This window comes from Novosphingobium sp., assembly GCF_032093395.1.
GTDB lineage: Bacteria > Pseudomonadota > Alphaproteobacteria > Sphingomonadales > Sphingomonadaceae > Novosphingobium.
Genome location: NZ_DAMDBA010000061.1, coordinates 1 through 17,712 on the forward strand (window position 1 = coordinate 1; position 17,712 = coordinate 17,712).

Below are 17,712 nucleotides of genomic sequence, written 5' to 3' on the forward strand. Positions count from 1 at the left end.
CAACCAAGCACAGAAAGGACTTGCTCTATGACGCGCAATTAGACGACCCTTCGACTATTGTGACAGTCGGCTTAGCGGTGATTGTACAAAGATAGCAGACATTCACTGTCCGACCATATATAGTTCTATATGCGGACTGTCGTCTGTTGATCGGCATATTGATGCAAGGACGCAGAGGGCACATCCGCATCCGGGCCCATCAGCGGCTGCAGCATCCCTTCCGATCGGGTGATCACGGCCGTCGCCACGGCATTGCCGACAACATTGGTGGCAGAGCGGCCCATGTCGAGGAAGGTGTCGACGCCCAGCAGCAGGGCGATGCCTTCCACCGGTAGGCCGAACTGGGTGAGAGTGGCTGCGATCACCACCAGGCTGGCGCGCGGCACGCCGGCGATGCCCTTGGAGCTGACCATCAGCGTCAGCAGCATCAGGATCTGCGTCATCAGCGGCACGTGGATGCCATAGGCCTGAGCGATGAACATCGACGCGAAGGTCATGTAGATCATCGAACCGTCGAGGTTGAAGCTGTAGCCCAGCGGCAGGATGAAGCCCGAGATGCGGCGCGGCACGCCGAACCGGTCGAGCTGCTCGAACAGCTTGGGCAGGCTGGCTTCCGAGGATGCGGTGGAGAACGAGAGCAGCAGCGGCTCGCGGATGTAGCGGAACAGCGTGACTACGCGCTTGCCCAGGAACAGCCCGCCTGCGCAGAACAGCAGCACCCACAGCAGGAACATCGCGAAGTAGAATTCGCTGACCAGCACGCCGTAGGTCACGATGATGCCCAGCCCCTGCGTGCCGATCACCGCCGCGATCGCGCCGAACACCGCGAAGGGGGCGAAGCGCATGACATAGCCGGTGATCTGCAGCATCAGCTCCGACAGGGCTTCGGTCACGCGCACGATGGGCGCGCTCTTCTCGCCGATGGCGGTGAGGCCGACGCCCACGAAGACCGAGAAGACCAGGATCTGCAGGATGTTGTTCTCGGCCATCGCCGCCAGCGGGCTGGCCGGGAAGATCTCGAGGATGAAGTGGTGGAGCGTCAGCTCGCCGGTCTGCAGGTCGCCCAGGGTTTCGGTGGTGTCCAGACCGACACCGACGCCCGGCTGGAACAGGTTGACGAGGACCAGGCCGAGCCCGAGCGAGCATAGGCTTGCGGTGATGAACCATGCGAGCGCTTTGCCGCCGATGCGGCCCAGCGCGGCGCTGTCGCCCATGCCGGCGATGCCGGTCACGATGGTGGCGAAGACCAGCGGCGCGAGGATCATCTTGATCAGCCGCAGGAACACGTCGGGCAGCGAACGGAAGTAGCCGGCCCATTCCTTGAGATGCGGATCGCCGGCCGGAATGCTGGCGTGGAGCACGTAGCCTGCTGCGATACCCAGGATCATGCCGGCGAGAATATGGAGTGTCAGGCGCCTGCCCATAAGGTCCTCTGGTGTATGAGTGTCGCGAACAGCGGCAGAAATTTCAGATCTGGTCGCGGCTATCTGGTTGGGCGTCCGGGTGGGCAGCTCGAAACGCCGACAACCGCGCGCATGCCTCATCGATCTTGCGCAGCCGGGGGTATGGTCCAAGATCGAAACCGGAAAGGCGCGCGTTGTAGACCTGCGGAATGAGGACGCATTCGAAATAGCCAGGCCGGTCAAACAGGAAGTTCAAGGTTTCCCGATCTTCGAGGCGCTGCTCGACGCCTGAAAGGGTCTTTTCCAGCCAGCGATGCTGCCACGTCGCGACTGCGTTTTGGTCACCGCCCAGCTCACTTCTGATGTGCTGAATGGCCGGGCGGCCGAGAGGAGCATGCAGTTCAGTCGCGATCGCAAGCGCGAGTTCGCGAGCGAGAAGCCGTTCCGACGGCTTTGTGGGTAACAGTGGATTTGCAGGAAATGCCTCATCCAGCCACTCGATGATGGCCATCGACTGACCGTGAACAGCATCGTCCGTTTCGATCGCCGGGACACCTTTGAACGGATTGTCCTTAGCGAATGGTGATCGCAAATGCGCGTCAGTCGCGAGGTCTACCGGCACGACCTCGTGGGGCACGCCCTTGAGGTTGAGGGCGATGCGCACGCGGTAGCTCGCGGAGCTGCGGAAATAGCTGAAGAGGCGCATGGAGTAGCTCTTTTCGTGACGACTGAGGTCGTGGAAGGCATTACCGGCCTGGCCGAAACTCAGCGGATATGGGGCCTTTCGACAATATCTTTCCGTCTCTCCCGAAAGGGCATTGACGTCAAGCCAAAAACGAGTGATGCTCGGTTTATCAAGATTGACCGGCTTCGAGAGTCGGCGGCAGGAACGAACAAAAAAGTTTGGTTGCATCAGGGGGTTGAATACCATGACAAATGAGTCTTCCCGGTCGCATGGGAGCCGTAGTGCCAAGTGCGCTTTTCACGTCGCCACGCTGATCGGAGCATCCGCGCTGGCGATCGTCAGCGCATCCGCCAGTGCGCAGGATGCCTCATCCGGTGCGTCCGAAAGTGTCGCTGCCAATAACGAGGCCGCTAACGACATTGTCGTCACCGGCTCGAGGATCGCGCGCCGCGATTTTGCTGCAGACAGCCCGATCGTCACCGTCGGCGCGGGAGCGCTTGAAGCACGTGGCGACGTTACGCTGGAGGCGAAGCTTAACCAGCTGCCGCAGTTCGTGCCTGGCGCCACGGCGTACGCCAACAACATTGCTGGCAGCGGTCAGGCTACGCTCAACCTGCGCGGACTTGGCCCGTCGCGCAACCTGGTGCTGCTCGACGGTCAGCGTCTGCAGCCCTCGAGCGCCTCGCTTGCTATCGACATCAACACCCTCCCTGCGATTCTCATCGACAATGTCGAGATCATCAGCGGCGGTGCATCGGCTGTCTATGGCTCCGACGCCATTTCGGGCGTGGTGAACTTCAAGCTGAAGCGCAATTTCAATGGTCTTCAACTCGACGCGCAGCACAGCCTGACCGGCAAGGGGGACGGCGCAACGCGGGACTATTCGCTGCTTGCGGGAACAAAGCTGTTCGGTGGTCGCGGTCACCTGATGGTCGCTGGCGAATATTATCAGCGTGATACGGTCAAGACTGGCAGCCGGGATTTCTACAGCCGGGCGTTCTCGCAAGGTGGCAGCAACTCGGCTTCGAACACCCTGCCGACCGGTACGTACACGCCGACAGCCAGCAACCTGCCCAATGGGGCCGTGGTCAATTCCGTGTTCGCAACGTACGGCGCTGTAGGCTCCGCAATTCCCGCCGCGACAATCCTGGGTTTCAATAACGACGGAAGCCTGTTCACCGACAACAACGGAATACGTAATTTCCGCAGCGGCTCGGCTGCAACCGGTTACTCCGCACGCGGCAACGTTCTGTATTACGACCCGAACGTTGAAGTCGATCTTCTGGCACCGATGACCCGCTACTCCGGGTTTGCGCGTCTCGATTACGAGGTGTCCGACAACATCGATGCCTATGTCCAGGGTTCGTACACGAACTACACGACGGTGAATAATGGCTCGGGAACGCTTGCGCAAGGCAACACTGCCCTCAGCGTTCCAGTGACAAATCCGTTCATCCCGGCTGATCTCGCAACGATCCTCGCGTCGCGGACGCAGCCCAACGCGAACTTCACGGTCGTGAAGCGCTTCACCGATGCAGGTCGCCGCATCGTTGAGCACGAGAACGACGTCTACCAGATCACTGCGGGCCTCAGGGGGCGCCTCCCGGGCATGGACCTGAGCTGGGAGCTGTTCGGCTCGCACGGCGAGACAATCGTGCATGACCGCATCACTGGCGGTGCAGTGACGATGACGGCTGCCCGCACGCTTCTGAATGCAAGAGATGGCGGCCGGTCGATCTGCGAGGGTGGCCTTAACGTCTTCGGCAATCAGCCTATTTCCGCCGACTGCATCAACTACCTCACCGCCGAGACGGACAGCCGTACGCGCCTGACCCAGGATAATATCGAGGGCAACGTCCAGGGCGCGCTGTTCGATCTTCCGGCAGGAGAGGTCCGTTTTGCAGCGGGTGGCAACTATCGCCGGCAAGGCTACAAGTTCACCGCCGATCCGCTGCTGATCCCCAACCCGCCTGAGGTTATCGGCTTTAACTCGGCGGCTTCCTCGCAGGGCAGCACCAGTGTGGTCGAAGGTTATGCGGAACTGCTCGTGCCACTGCTCGCTGACCTTCCGCTGATCCGCAAGCTCGAGTTGGATGCGGCTTACCGTTATTCGCATTACAACATTACTGGCGGTGTCAGCGCCTACAAGGCCGACATCAACTGGGAAGTAGCGCGCGGTCTCCGCCTGCGTGGCGGTTATCAGCGTGCAGTTCGCGCGCCGAACGTGGGCGAACTCTTCCAGGGCGGCCTCGTCAACTATTCGAACCTTGGATCCGCGCCCAGCGGCGGCGATCCTTGCGACGTCCGCTCGGCCTACCGTACCGGAGCCAATGCGGCCCAGGTGCGATCGCTCTGTATCGCGCAAGGCGTTCCGCAAAACGTAATTGATACGTACTCGGCGAACTACACGCAGGTGCCCGGGACGACGACCGGTTCAAAGGCGCTTTCGCCCGAGACGGCCGACACCTATACAATTGGCGCAGTGATTGACTCCCCGTTCCAGGGCAGCGCCCTGCTGCGTGGGATGACCCTCTCGGTCGATTACTACAACATCTCGATCAAGGACGCGATTGGCACGATCACCGGTCCGACGATGGTGGCGAACTGCTTCAACGCCAATGGTTCGAACCCGAATTATGCGCAGTCGAGCGTCTACTGCCAGAATATCGTGCGCAATGCGGACGGTACGATCTTCAACCTCAACCAGCCCTACCTCAATCTGGGCGGGTACAAGACCAGCGGGATCGACGCGCAGTTCGATTGGCGCATCCCGCTCGAAGCGGTCGGCTTTGGTGGCAACCCCGGCGATCTTCTGCTGAACGTCGTGGTCAACAAACTCGAGACGTTCAAGATCCAGAACCTGCCGGGCGCCGCTTACATCGACCTGGCCGGCACTATCGGTAGCGGCAACACTTATGTGCCCTGGCGTGTGAACACCACGCTGACTTACCAGGCCGATGACTGGAGTCTCGGCGTGCGTTGGCGCCATCTCAGCGCTCTGCGCGATTACACCTCGATCACCACGCCGAGTGCTGTGCTGCCAGGTGTGGGCGCCTACAACACGGTCGATCTCTTCGGCCGGGTGGCCGTGACCGACGGCTTTGAACTGCGCGGCGGGATCGACAATCTAACCGATCGTGAACCGCCGGTCGTCGGTGGTCGCCTCGGTAACACCGATGCAGGCACTTACGATCCGCTCGGCCGACGCTTCTACATCGCCGCTCGCGCAAAGTTCTGATGCGAGCATCCTGGGGCGCCTGAAAGGCGGCCCGGGGCCCACTTCCAACGCCTACAATCGGAGCAACCCGGTGACCGAAGTTCCCCATCGCCTCCACGACAAATACCCCGAGCTCGGTCGCGGCCCGATCCCGATCGAGCCCTACATCAGCGAGCAGTATTGGCAGGAGGAGAAATCAAAGCTGTTCCGCAAGACCTGGCTCCATGTCGGACGGGTAGAGGAACTGCCCAAGGCTGGGGACTTCTTCGTCAAGGACCTGCCCGCGTGCGATGCCTCGATCATTATCGTGCGCACCAAGAAGGGTGATATCCGCGCCATGCACAACGTGTGCGCGCACCGCATGAACCAGATTGTCTATGAGGAACGCGGCAACACCCGTAAGTTCTTCTGCAAGTTCCACGGCTGGGCCTACGACCTCGAAGGCAACCTGACCGGGGTGCCCGACGAGGACTGCTTCTTCGACCTCGATCGTTGCAAGTATGGTCTGACGACCGTCGCCTGCGAGATCTGGCAAGGGTTCATCTTCATCCACGTCGATCCGAATCCGGCGATGACGCTCGCCGACTTCATGGAGCCGATGTATGGCAACGTCGAAGGCTATCCCTTCGACAAGATGACCTCGTGCTTTTCGTGGACCACCGAGGTCGACTGCAACTGGAAGCTGGCGCTCGACGCCTTCCAGGAAGCCTACCACGTCGCCTACGTTCACGGGAATTCGATCGCGGATTCGATCAAGACCGAGAGCGGTGGCTCGATGCGTCCGCTCGACGGCCTGTGCGGCGACTATCATCGCCGCCTCTCGCTCGCCGGGAACACCAAGACCGTCTACGGCAATCCCAAGGCCGTGACTGCAGGCGGTGCAGCGCTTGAGGAGGCACTGGCAGAATCTGCGGCGGCCAAGCCGATTTCGGCAGCCGCCCTGAAGGCTGGAGCAGGCGGTGCACGCTACGAGTTCCCGATGGAGGAGCTTCCCGAAGGCGTGAACTGGACCGGAAGCCCGGACTGGATGTTCGACATCAATGTCGTGTTCCCGGACTTCTATCTGTCGCTGCGCCCGAACTATTTTCAGGCCTACAACTTCCGTCCGATCGCGCATGATCGTACCCTGGTTGAGGCGCGCGTCTATTATCCCGAGATGCTGACTGCGGGCGGCCGCTTCTACCAGGAGTACATGAAGGTCCAGCTGCGTGACGTGCTGCTGGAGGACTTCTCGACCCTCGAACGCACCCAGTCCGCCTGTGAGACCGGCGCGAAGTCGCACATGATCCTGCAGGACTACGAAATCATGGTCCGCCATGCCTTCGAAGTCATCGAACGCGTTCTGGGCCGCACGCCGGCCGAGCCGATCCCCGCCTGAGGACACGCCCATGCTTCCCACTCAATTCGCACAGCTCGAACCGTTCAGCGCCTGGTGCCTGGCGACCGAAACCGAGCGCAACATCCGCCGCCTGAGCCTGCCGCAGGATGACCTGCAGGCGTTCGCGGATGCGATCATTCCCGAAGTTCAGGGCATTGTCGCCTATCTCGATCGACAGCCGTTGGCCGAGATGCCCGAAGACGACAAGCCGCTGTTCCACATGCTGCTCTCGCTGGCCGAGATCGCTCCGGCGATCGAGTCCTACCATCAGCCCGAAGTCATCGACGGCTACGATTCCCGCCGTTTTCCGGCGCAGGAAGACTTCGTCCTGCGTCCGGCGCACTGAGGAGAACTGCTATGGCCAAGTGCCGCGTTTTCGCCATCGACCAGGGTCTGAAGACCGTAGTCGAGGATGGCCTTTACACCAAGCACCTGTTTGGAACGAACGTCAGCGTCTCGGTGGTCAAGTTCGTTGCGCCCAAGGGGCCGGAGATTCCGGCCAAGGCGCACCATCATGGCGAGGAAATCTCGCTCCAGATCATCGGCGGCTGCAACGTGATCGAAGGGCCGGGCCTCGGCGATCCCGAAGACCCAGTGACGGACATGGCGCCCAACATGGCCCTGGTCATCCCGGGTGGCCTGTCTCACTACGGCGAGAACTTCATGGGTCCTGAAGGCGCCAGCATGCGTCTCAACGTGGTGACGCCGCCTCGCGCCGAGTTCGGCCCGGAAGACGGTGCACCGTACTATCCGCTTAAGAACCGGGACGATGCCGCATGAGAACTGCAGGTTGCACCACCATTCCCACGCCTGTCCATGGCGCCCCGACTTCCGGCGGTGGGGATCATCTCGAGGCGGCACTGCGCCGGTTCGTGAACGGCGAGACGCTGTCTCCGCATGATGACCACGCTTTCGAGGAAGTGGCTGCCGTGCTGGAAGGCGAGTTCCATGTCGAGGCCGCAGGCGAGGTCTATGACCTCTCCACCGGCGAGGGCATCGTGATCCCTCCGGGTGAGCCGCGCGAATGGCGCTGCGATGGCGAAAACGGCGGACTGCTCTACCGCGTACTCGTGCGCGTTCCCGGGGCACCAGCATGACCCGCGTCCTCATCGTCGGCGCCGGACATGCGGGAGGGCGCGTTGCTCAGCATCTTGTCGAAGGCGGATTTGCGGGCGAGATCGTGCTTGTCGGTGAGGAGGTTCATATTCCCTACGAGCGGCCTGCGCTTTCCAAGGAGTTCCTCCTTGGAAAGCAGGACGTCGCTGAATTCAGCCTGCCTGTGTGTGAAGCAAGCGAGGCCTGCAGGTTCGAGCGTCGGGTGGGTCGGGTCACGTCTGTCGATCCGGTCGAGCGGACCGTCAGCACCGCTGACGGAGAGACGATCGAGTGGGACCGCCTGGTGATCGCAACTGGAGCCGACGCGCGTCGACCTCCGATCCCCGGCAATGACCTTTCGCACGTCCACGTCCTTCGCACGATCGACGATGCCCTGCGCCTGAAGTCCGCCATCACGGCGGCGAAGAACCTCGTCATAATCGGTGCGGGCGTCATCGGGCTCGAAGTTGCCTCCAGTGCGCGTGGGCATGGCGTAGCGATTTGCGTGATCGAGCCCGCCGAGCGGGTCATGGCGCGTATTCTCTCTCCCAGTGCATCGCACTGGCTGGCTGAGCAGCACCGCGCAGCGGGCACGGATCTGCGTCTTGGCAGGGGCGTTTCCGAGATCCACGGCGATGCTGTCATTCTCGACGACGGGTCGGTGATCGCGGCCGATACCGTTCTGCTCGCGACGGGCGCGGCGCCCGCCACGGCGGCTTTCGCTTCTGTCGTGGCTGCCGGGGCCGATGGCGTCCCCACTGACGCGCATTGCCGCGTTGAAGGGCACGAACATATCTATGCGGTCGGCGACGTGGCGCTTTCCAGCAGCCCGATCTACGGCCGTGCCCTGCGGCAGGAAACCTGGCGCAATGCCGAAAATCAGGCCCAGGCCGTCGCGCAAATCCTGCTCGGCGGTGAGGAGCCTTATTCGGAACTGCCGTGGATGTGGACCGATCAGCTCGGGCACAACATCCAGGTCGTGGGCTTCTGCGCCGGTGATCGCGAAGTCGTACGCGGCGATCCGGCAACGGGCAAAGCCTGCCTCTTCCAGCTCGACGGCGACCGGTTGGTCGGCGCTGTGTTGTTGGGTGAGGGCAAGCAGCGCAAGCATGTCGAACGACTGATCCTTGATCGCGTACCGGTGACAGATGCGCAGCTTGGCGATCCGGTGCAGGCGTTGAAGGCCCTCGCATGAGCGATATCGAAGCCAGGCTGGCGCGGGTCGAGGCCGAACTGGCCATCCAGCACACCCAGGCGCGCTATGCGGCTTTTGCCGATGCGAAGTACGGAGCAGACCGTCAGCGCGTCGCCGCTGAGGCGATGACCGCAGCTGCGGTAGGGCAGGCATCGTGCTTTACGCAGGATGCCGTCTGGGAGGGCGGCGAGTTCGGCGGAGAGATTACCGGGCGCACGGGTCTGACCGAGTGGTTCGCCCGTCCCCCGTGGCACTTTGCGCTGCACTATTATCTCGCACCCGAATTCGCGCTAGATGGTAATACCGCGCAGACGCGCTGGCGCTTGTGGCAGATCGGTATCCGCGACGGAGAGGTCGCGCCGGTACTGCTCGGCGGTATCACCCGTCAGCGGTTCGAACGTCAATTTGATGGATCCTGGCTGATCGCGACAATGCGGTTCGAGCAGGTCCAGATATTTCCCCTTTCTGCCGGCCACATGCCGGTTCCTGTAGCGACGGAATTTTCTCGATGAGCCTTTGCGCGGTCAAACCTGATGAAGCCGGAGCCGGTGACAGCTTTCCCGTTGCGGAAAACCTCTGCACCATCGTCTCCAATGACTGGGTGAACGAGGAATATCGCCTGCTGATCGTCGATGCGCCTGCAATCGCGCTCGCGGCGAAAGCGGGCCAGTTCTTTCATCTGATGTGCCCGCCCGACGGGGAATCGGGCAACTTCCTGCGCCGTCCGATGAGCATTCATCGCATTGACCGTGAGCAGGGTCAGCTGCACTTCCTGTACAAGGTGCAGGGCAGCGGCACCCGCGGCCTTGCTACGCTCGGGCAGGGCGATACCCTCGATGCGCTGGGACCGGTCGGTCAGGGCTTCACTTTGCCCAGGGGCACGCAGCATGTCGTGATGATTGGCCGCGGCGTCGGGCTCGCGACCCTTGCGCCGTTGGCGCAGGAGGCAGTCGCTGCAGGAGCAAAGGTCACTGCGATCCTGTCCGCGCGCATGGCCTCCCTGCTAATGGCGGAAGACGCCTTGCGCAGTGACGGTGCAGAAGTGGTCATCGTGACCGACGACGTGGGAAACAGCGACACGACATCGCTCGAAGCTTTGCTGCGCCGCGTTCATGCCGATCGCCCGATAGATTTCGTCGCGACCTGCGGTTCAAAGCGGCTGACGCGGCTGCTGCAGGACTTTTCGACTGAATTCGGGATCGCCGGGCAGGTGGCGCTGGAACAACGGATGGGCTGTGCTCTGGGCATGTGCTTTGCCTGCGTCATGCCGTTTCGTAACACTGCAGCAGATGGAACGCGCACCGTGGGCTATCGCCGCGTCTGCTGGGACGGACCTGTATTCAATCTTGAGGAGACCGTGCTGTGACGGATCTTTCCGTACGCATAGGCGATATCACGCTCGCCAATCCGATCATGCCGGGCTCCGGCACTTTGGCCGAGGGCATGGCCGACGTCTTCGATCTGAGCCGCCTCGGTGCGATCGTCACCAAGACGTTCACCGACGATCTGCGTGAAGGGAACGCTCCGCCGCGTGTGGCCGAGCTTCAGAACTCCACGCTGTTCTCGATCGGCATTCCCAGCAAGGGCACCGATTACTATCTGAACAAGACCGTCCCGTTCTACCAGAAGTTCAACACGCCGATCGTCGCGTCGATTTCCGCCGATACGACGGAAGGGTTCGGGGCGCTGGCAGCCAAGCTGTCTGACTCGGGCGTCGTTGCGATCGAAGCAAACATCTCGTGCCCCAATCTCAAGAAGGACGGACTTGCCTTCGGGATGGACCCTGTCGCCACTGAGGAAGTGATCCGCGCGATGAAGGCGGCAACGCACCTGCCGGTGTGGGCGAAGCTCTCCCCCAACGTGGGAGACATCGCGGTGATCGCCCGGGCGGCGGAGAATGGTGGCGCCGATGCGCTTGTGACCGCGAATGCGATGCTGGCCATGGCAATCGATATCGAGACCTGGCAGCCGCGCGTCGCCAACCTGATGGGCGGTATCACGGGTCCGGCCACCAAGCCCGTGATCATGCGGATGGTCTACCAATGCGCACAGGCCGTTTCGATCCCGGTGATCGGTTGCGGCGGCGTGTCCAATGCTGCGGATGCCATCGAATACATGCTGGCGGGCGCCACGGCCGTGCAGATGGGTACGCAGAGCTTCGTCCAGCCTACTGCCATGGTGAAACTGCTCGACGATCTCACAGCCTATTGCGAACGTCGCGGGATCGCCAAGGTCAGCAAGCTGACCGGCGCCATGCGCATGTTCTCTCCCGAACAGCTCGCACGCCAGGGTTCGCTGTGAGCGTGCCGTGGCTTGATCTCGGCAACCTGGACGACCTGATGGACGGCGGCGAATGCCGCGGCGTCGTGGTCGATGGGCACAAGCTGGGTATCTTCGTGGTCGATGAGGAAGTCTTCGTGATCGACGATCTGTGCTCGCATGGGAACGCGCTGCTCTCGGATGGCGATCTGGACGGCTACGAGATCGAATGCCCCCTGCACGCCGGCGCATTCGACGTGCGCAGCGGCAAGGCACTGTGCAAGCCTCTGACCCGCGACGTGCGCAAGTACGAGACGCGGGTGGAAGGTGGCGCCCTCCTGGTCCGGTTCGAACGGACGTGATGGCCCGGATCGCCATTGTCGGCACCGGCGGCACTTTCGCAATGGAAGCGCGCCATCCCTTCGATTGGGTCGAGTATGGCGAGAGCGGCATCGTTCGTCCGATTGCCGATCTGCTTGAAGGAGCCACCGCAGGCCTGGACGTCGCTCTGGCTCCGGTCGACTTCCGGGCGCTGGGCAGCACCGGCATAACGCCGGCTGACTGGCTCGACCTTGCCCGCCTGGTCCAGGGTATCGAAGCCGACGGTTGTGTAATCACGCATGGTACGGCGACGCTGGAGGAAACGGCGTTCTTCCTCTCGCTGGTCCATGGCGGCGATATGCCCGTGGTATTGACGGGCGCACAGCGCCCCGCCAACACGGCAGGGTCGGATGCATTGGCCAACCTGCGGGCGGCGCTTGCCGTCGCCGCAGCACCTCAGGCCCGCGGGCTGGGCGTCCTTGTGGTGATCGACAACCTGATTTTCGCCGCACGGGATGTGACCAAGGACAGTTCGGGCGCGCTCGATGCCTTCGTCGCCGGTGAGTTCGGACCGTTGGGTCGGGTCGAGGCGGATGGTTCCATCTCGCTTCGTCGCGCCGTGCCTCGCACGCAACTTCCGGTCGACCTGGGAGAAGCCATCGCAGGTGGAGCATCCGGGTTGCCGCGGGTGGACATCGCCTATTCCTATGCCGGCGCCGATGGTGCCGCCATCGAGGCCTTCGTATCGGCAGGTGCGCGTGGCATCGTCTCAGCGGGTCTTCTGCCCGGACGACCCGCGAACGGTGAAGCCCCGGCGCTGGCTGCTGCCGCAGAGCAGGGGGTGATCGTGGTACAGGCGACCCGAGGGGCGCGTGGCAACGTCGTATCTCAGGCCTTTCTCGATCGCGCGGGCGTTCTCGCCGGAGGAGACCTCTCACCCCAGAAGCTGCGGATCGTTGTCATGCTTGTGCTGGCACTCGGCGGAGACGCAGCTACCCTGTCGGCAGTTCTTCAGGCCATCTGACAGCGGTTTCGAAAGGTAGGACGTTGAGTAGCATACCCCTTTCTTCCACGCCGCGTACTGCCAGCCCTGCACGAGTGACGGCGCTGTGTTGGATCGGCCTGTTCGCCGAAGGCTACGATCTTGGAGTCTTCGGGGCTGTTCTTCCCGGTCTGATGGCTGACCCGGTCTGGAAACTCTCCCCTGTGGAAGCGGGCATGCTCGCCAGCAGCGCCCTAATCGGGATGTTCATCGGCGGCTTCATGCTGGGCACCCTGAGCGATCAGGTCGGTCGTCGTCGTTGTTTCCTGGGCTGCATCGCCCTGTTTTCCGCTGCGACCGGTCTTGCCGCCGTCGCGCCCACCCCGCTCCTCTTTGCGCTTTGCCGCCTCGTCAGCGGCATAGGAGTCGGGGGCATGATCCCGGTCGCTTCGGCCCTCGTGACCGAATTCGCACCGCCCGAAAGGCGAAGCCGCGAATATGCGATGATGTATTCCGGATACTCGATCGGCATCTTCGCTGCTGCCCTCGCCGGATTCTTCCTGCTCGCCGCGCATGGCTGGCGACCGGTGGTCATGCTGGGAGCCTTTCCGCTAATTCTGTTGCCGGTGCTGGCATTTCTCCTGCCGGAATCGCCGGATTACCTCATGCGGGCGGGTAGAGAGGACCGGGCTCGGGCGGTGGCGGACCAGTTCGGTGTGGCACTCGCGCATGGAATGCTGCCATCCGACCGGCGAAAGCCTGCCTGGTCGGATGCACTGCGGATATTCGCACACGGAAACCGACAGGCGACCGCTGGTTTCTGGGCAACGACGTTCCTCGGCATGGTGGTGGTCTACGGTCTCAACACCTGGCTGCCGCAAATCATGCGCAGTGCCGGCTATGATCTCGGCCCCAGCATCCTGTTCCTCGGTGTGTTTGCGCTGGCTTCTTCGGTTGGTGGTGTCGTCCTTGGCCTGGCAGCGGATCGCTGGGGCAGGGGGCCGACCATTGCCTCGGCCTTCACCATGGGCGCGGGAGCCATTCTCATGCTCTCTCACCACTGGCCGCTCGGCGTGACTTATGTGGTGGTGGCCGCTGCCGGTGTAGGCAGCGTGTCGGCCGCCGTGCTCGTGACGGCCTATCTCGCGAGTTATTTCCCCTCAGACCTGCGTGCAACGGCAGTGGGTTGGTGTCTCAGCTTCTCGCGTTCAGGTGCGATTGCGGGTCCGATGATGGGAGCCACGCTGGCGCAACTGGGCTGGCCGGTAGCCACCAACTTCTACATGTTCGCGTTGATGGCACTTCTGTCTGCAGGAGCGATCCTGTGCGTTCCTCGCAAGAAGGCATGACAATGATCCGATACTTCATGCCCGGCGCCCTGATGCTGGCGGCCCTCCCGCCGATAGCCTCCGCGCAGCCGGTCACCGCAGAGGCTTTACGACGCGATCCGGCATTCAAGGCCGCACAGGCGCATCTAGCTCGCGATTATGATCGTATCGTGGCTGAAACGATCCGCATCACAGAAATCCCTGCACCCCCGTTCAAGGAAGCAGAGCGAGCCAGCGCCGTGGCCGTGATGATGCGCGAGGCAGGACTTCGCGATGTTCACATTGACGAGGAAGGCAACGCCGTCGGCATCCGGCCCGGTACTGGAAATCAGTCGATGGTTGCGATCGGTGCGCATCTCGATACGGTCTTTCCTGAAGGCACGCCGATCAAGGTGCGGCGCGAAGGCGATCGCCTGCTTGCGCCGGGTATCAGCGACAACAGCGTAAGCGTGGCCGTACTTCTGGCGTTCGTTCGGGCGCTGGATGCCGGAGCGGTGAAAACAAAGCAGGATCTGCTGTTCGTTGCCAACGTCGGAGAGGAAGAACGCGGCGCGTTCCGTGGGGTGCGTTATCTGCTGCAGCGCAGCCCCTATCACTCACGCATCAGCGCATTCATCGGTCTGGAGCCGGGCAATACGGGCGGGATCACCAATGTCGGTATCGGCGTGCGGCGCTACACCGTCACGTACAAGGGGCCGGGAGGCCACTCCATGTTTGCTTTCGGCACGGTGAACCCGGCGACGGCCATGGCCGAGACGATCGTGCGCTTCGACCGCTATCGCCCGCTGGACCGGACCACCGTCTGGAACGTTGGCCTAGTTAGCGGGGGCACATCGATCAACACGATCCCTGCGAGCGTCTCTATGTCAGTCGACATGCGCTCTACGAATGCCGCTGATCTGGATCGCCTCGACATGTTTTTTCGCAAGGCCGTGGCTGACGGGACCACCGCGGAAAACGCGGCTCGGGGCGGCGCTAAGGGAACCGTCGCAGCCAAGATCGAAACGGTGCTGCCGATAGAGCGCCCCGTCACCCATATCCCCGATGACACCATGCTCTTGCGTAATGCGGTATCGGCCATTCGCTCCGGCGGCATGGAGCCATCCATGCGTAGTGGATCGTCGGATTCAGCCATTCCTCAGGACATGGGTTTGCCCGGTCTCACCCTGGATTCCGGAATGGAGTACGTCGCTCCCCATTCACCGACCGAAGCGATCGTGCTCGATCGGCCCACCAATCTTCGCGTCATGGGCAATACCCTTGCCACGCTGCTCCTGACCGCCAATCAGTAGGACGATCATGTTTTCCCTCTTCCTCACCTTCACCCACCCCGATCCTGCTGCGCGGCTCAGTGCTGCTGAATACGACAGGGTTACCGAGATCGTCCGCTCGGTGCCCAACGTCAGCCGCGCTCACATTTTCACGCCCGAGATCGCGCGTGACCGCTACTTCGACGATGGCCCGTCTCCGTTGCTCACGCTTCAGGTCTACTTCACGCGCCTGGATCTGCTCGAGGCGGCAATCGGTGAAGGAGGCGGGTTCCATTCGCTCTTCGCGGCTGATCTGCCGACGCTTCAGGCTGCGGCCGGGGAGCAGCAGGTGATGTGGACGCGGGCCTTCACCACGCCGTCGACTTCGGCGTACGAACAGGGCCTGCCATGCAGCTACCTTGTACATTATCCGGGGCAGCCCGAGGTGCTGAATGATTGGCTGCGATACTACTTTGCCAACCATGCACGCATCATGGGATACTTCCCCAGCGTGCGCGAAGTGGAGGTCTTCACGCGGGTCGATTGGGTCGGCACCTTGCCCATGGCCCGCGTGGAGTATTTCCAGCGCAACAAGATCGTGTTCGACAGCGCGGCGGCACTTGAGGCGGCGCTCAATTCCGACGTGCGCGAGGAGATGAAGGCAGACCGAGCGCAATTCCCGCCTTTCAGCGGTACGAACATCCACTTTCCGATGGCCACCGACACCGTCGTCGGTCCGCGCTTCGTTCCCGTGGCGCCACGCTGATGAAGCGACTGCACACACTCGCGGCCGCGACGGCGCTTGCCTGCTGCCTGGTCACGAGTCTGGCCTCAGCGCAGCCGGTGTCGCAGGCGCAGACCGCAACGGCCGATCCGGGGCCACGTGACGTCAGCGTGGAGTGGTCGGTGAAGATTCCCGTGCGCGACGGTGTGCGCCTCAATGCGAACATCTATCGACCTGCAAATGCCACAGGACCGTTGCCTGTGGTGTTGACGGTCACGCCTTACACGATCGACACGCTCCATACCGTGGGAATGTGGTTCGCACGGCACGGCTATATCTATGCAGCCGTCGATACGCGGGGGCGCGGAGGGTCGGGCGGCGCGTTCCTGCCCACCAACCATGAGAGCGAGGACGGCTACGATGCCATCGAATGGCTGGCCCGAATGCCGGGCAGCGACGGGCGCGTGGTTGGCTGGGGTGGCTCCTACGCCGGGCGCAACCAGTTGTTCTTCGCGGCGGAGGCGCCGTCGGCGCTGAAGGCGATTGCGCCAGCATCGGCGGGCCTGAACACGGTGGACCGCGACATGCGGGCGAACGTGCCTTTCCCGCAGCTGATGCAATGGCTGGCCTACACCGCCGGTACGACCTCCAATCGCGCCGCCTACACCGATCGAGCATACTGGCTTGGTGCGCTTTCGGAACTTGCCAGCGGAAAGGTCTCCTACCGCGAATTCGATTCCCTCGTCGGCATGCCGAGCGCGACATGGCAGGAGAACCTCAAGCATCCGACTGTGGATGCCTATTGGCGCACGCAGACTACCGATGCGGGAATGCTGGACAAACAACAGCTTGGGCGCATCACTATCCCTGTATTGGGCATCACCGGCAGCTATGATCCCTCGCAGACGGGCCTGCGGGCCTATCTCGCAGCGCGGGCGTCGGTGGTCGCTCCGGAAGTTCTCGAAGGGCAGTACCTGGTGCTGGGACCATGGGACCATCCGGGTACTCGTAATCCGCAGCGAGTCACGGGCGGTGTCGACATGGGCGCCGCGAGCGTCGTCGACATGCTCGAACTGCATCGCCAATGGTTTGACTGGGTCCTGGGGCGCGGAGCCAAACCGGCATTCCTGACAGACCACTTCGTCTATTTCCTGGCGGGCGCAGATAAATGGGTCTCTGCACCGAGCATCGCCGCGGCGGCTGCACCGGTGCATACGTTGATGCTCAGTTCTCCCGACACCGATGCTGGCGCGATGGCACGTGCAGGCAGCCTTGCTCCCTCAGCGGTGCGCCAGGCCCCCGACCGCTATACGTATGATCCCTCCGTGCCAGGGCGCAATGAGGGCGTGGAAGGGTTTGACCTGGTCAGCCCGAAATGGCTTACCGATGCGACCGCCGTGTCTCGCCTCGATGGTGAAGGACTGGTCTACGACATGGCGCCGCTGACGCACGCTGCGGATATCGTGGGTATCCCTTCGGCACGTTTGTTTCTCACCATGGACGTGCCCGATACTGACGTACGGGTAGCTCTCTATGCCGTGATGCCCGATGGCACACAGGTCTTTCTGACCCAGGATCAGATTCGCGCGCGCTATCGGCGCAGCCTCGAGAAAGAGGAGCTGGTACCGTCGGGGAAGCGTCTCCAGTATGATTTCTCCCGGTTCGACTTCGTGTCGCGCCGATTGCCCGTGGGAGCACGGCTTCGGCTGGTCGTCTCACCCTTGGGGCTGAGCATTCATCAGCAGCGCAACCGAAATTCCGGCGGGGCGGTGGCTGACGAGACGGCTGCCGACAACCGGATTGCCCACGTGGCGCTGGCGATGGGGCCGGGCCTTAGCAGCCTGGCAGTGCCGATGCAGGAGGTGCCCTGAAGCG

The 17,712-nt window shown here is 62.6% G+C and carries 17 protein-coding genes; 15 read left to right on the top strand and 2 right to left on the bottom strand.

The genetic code is table 11. The features are described 5' to 3' along the window. Positions 1–125 precede the first annotated feature (125 nt). The gene (locus RT424_RS17645) at positions 126–1,424 is read right to left on the bottom strand and encodes a dicarboxylate/amino acid:cation symporter (RefSeq protein WP_021234351.1); all 1,299 of its coding nucleotides are present in this window, start codon (positions 1,422–1,424) and stop codon (positions 126–128) included. 43 nt (positions 1,425–1,467) lie between these two features. After that, positions 1,468–2,334, bottom strand: a complete 867-nt coding sequence (gene maiA, locus RT424_RS17650; protein ID WP_313440896.1) for a maleylacetoacetate isomerase — start codon at positions 2,332–2,334, stop codon at positions 1,468–1,470. Here maiA and RT424_RS17655 point away from each other — a divergent pair. The 15 genes from RT424_RS17655 to RT424_RS17725 all read left to right on the top strand — a co-directional run bounded on the left by RT424_RS17655 (position 2,333) and on the right by RT424_RS17725 (position 17,708). Beyond that, positions 2,333–5,326, top strand: coding sequence for a TonB-dependent receptor domain-containing protein (locus RT424_RS17655; protein WP_313440898.1), 2,994 nt, complete (start codon positions 2,333–2,335; stop codon positions 5,324–5,326). The genes maiA and RT424_RS17655 overlap by 2 nt on opposite strands. Before the next feature lie 70 nt (positions 5,327–5,396). After that, on the top strand, positions 5,397–6,683 hold the full coding sequence (locus RT424_RS17660; RefSeq protein WP_021234348.1) for an aromatic ring-hydroxylating oxygenase subunit alpha: 1,287 nt from the start codon (positions 5,397–5,399) through the stop codon (positions 6,681–6,683). Between the two features lie 10 nt (positions 6,684–6,693). Further along, complete coding sequence (locus RT424_RS17665) at positions 6,694–7,029, top strand: hypothetical protein (RefSeq protein ID WP_021234347.1); 336 nt, start codon at positions 6,694–6,696, stop codon at positions 7,027–7,029. 11 nt (positions 7,030–7,040) lie between these two features. Further along, positions 7,041–7,463 (top strand): hypothetical protein, encoded by a 423-nt coding sequence (locus tag RT424_RS17670; protein ID WP_021234346.1) that lies wholly within the window; start codon positions 7,041–7,043, stop codon positions 7,461–7,463. Beyond that, positions 7,460–7,780 (top strand): cupin domain-containing protein, encoded by a 321-nt coding sequence (locus tag RT424_RS17675; RefSeq protein WP_021234345.1) that lies wholly within the window; start codon positions 7,460–7,462, stop codon positions 7,778–7,780. Before RT424_RS17670 ends, RT424_RS17675 begins: the two co-directional genes overlap by 4 nt. Further along, the gene (locus RT424_RS17680) at positions 7,777–8,973 is read left to right on the top strand and encodes an NAD(P)/FAD-dependent oxidoreductase (RefSeq protein WP_021234344.1); all 1,197 of its coding nucleotides are present in this window, start codon (positions 7,777–7,779) and stop codon (positions 8,971–8,973) included. Before RT424_RS17675 ends, RT424_RS17680 begins: the two co-directional genes overlap by 4 nt. Beyond that, positions 8,970–9,485, top strand: a complete 516-nt coding sequence (locus RT424_RS17685) for a nuclear transport factor 2 family protein (protein ID WP_021234343.1) — start codon at positions 8,970–8,972, stop codon at positions 9,483–9,485. The genes RT424_RS17680 and RT424_RS17685 overlap by 4 nt, the downstream gene beginning before the upstream one ends. Further along, positions 9,482–10,339, top strand: a complete 858-nt coding sequence (locus RT424_RS17690; RefSeq protein ID WP_021234342.1) for a dihydroorotate dehydrogenase electron transfer subunit — start codon at positions 9,482–9,484, stop codon at positions 10,337–10,339. Before RT424_RS17685 ends, RT424_RS17690 begins: the two co-directional genes overlap by 4 nt. Then, entirely contained in the window at positions 10,336–11,274 is a 939-nt protein-coding gene (locus tag RT424_RS17695; protein WP_021234341.1) for a dihydroorotate dehydrogenase, read from the top strand. The genes RT424_RS17690 and RT424_RS17695 overlap by 4 nt, the downstream gene beginning before the upstream one ends. Positions 11,275–11,276: 2 nt before the next feature. Next, the gene (locus tag RT424_RS17700; protein WP_200861661.1) at positions 11,277–11,594 is read left to right on the top strand and encodes a non-heme iron oxygenase ferredoxin subunit; all 318 of its coding nucleotides are present in this window, start codon (positions 11,277–11,279) and stop codon (positions 11,592–11,594) included. After that, on the top strand, positions 11,594–12,577 hold the full coding sequence (locus RT424_RS17705) for an asparaginase (RefSeq protein WP_313440908.1): 984 nt from the start codon (positions 11,594–11,596) through the stop codon (positions 12,575–12,577). The genes RT424_RS17700 and RT424_RS17705 overlap by 1 nt, the downstream gene beginning before the upstream one ends. Before the next feature lie 74 nt (positions 12,578–12,651). After that, the gene (locus RT424_RS17710; protein ID WP_313440910.1) at positions 12,652–13,884 is read left to right on the top strand and encodes an aromatic acid/H+ symport family MFS transporter; all 1,233 of its coding nucleotides are present in this window, start codon (positions 12,652–12,654) and stop codon (positions 13,882–13,884) included. A gap of 17 nt (positions 13,885–13,901) precedes the next feature. Further along, complete coding sequence (locus RT424_RS17715; RefSeq protein ID WP_313440912.1) at positions 13,902–15,155, top strand: M20/M25/M40 family metallo-hydrolase; 1,254 nt, start codon at positions 13,902–13,904, stop codon at positions 15,153–15,155. Positions 15,156–15,162: 7 nt separating this feature from the next. Beyond that, the gene (locus RT424_RS17720) at positions 15,163–15,879 is read left to right on the top strand and encodes a hypothetical protein (RefSeq protein ID WP_021234336.1); all 717 of its coding nucleotides are present in this window, start codon (positions 15,163–15,165) and stop codon (positions 15,877–15,879) included. Next, positions 15,879–17,708 carry a CocE/NonD family hydrolase gene (locus RT424_RS17725; RefSeq protein WP_021234335.1) on the top strand — a complete coding sequence of 610 codons (1,830 nt, stop codon included), beginning with the start codon at positions 15,879–15,881 and terminating at the stop codon, positions 17,706–17,708. The genes RT424_RS17720 and RT424_RS17725 overlap by 1 nt, the downstream gene beginning before the upstream one ends. Positions 17,709–17,712 lie beyond the last annotated feature (4 nt).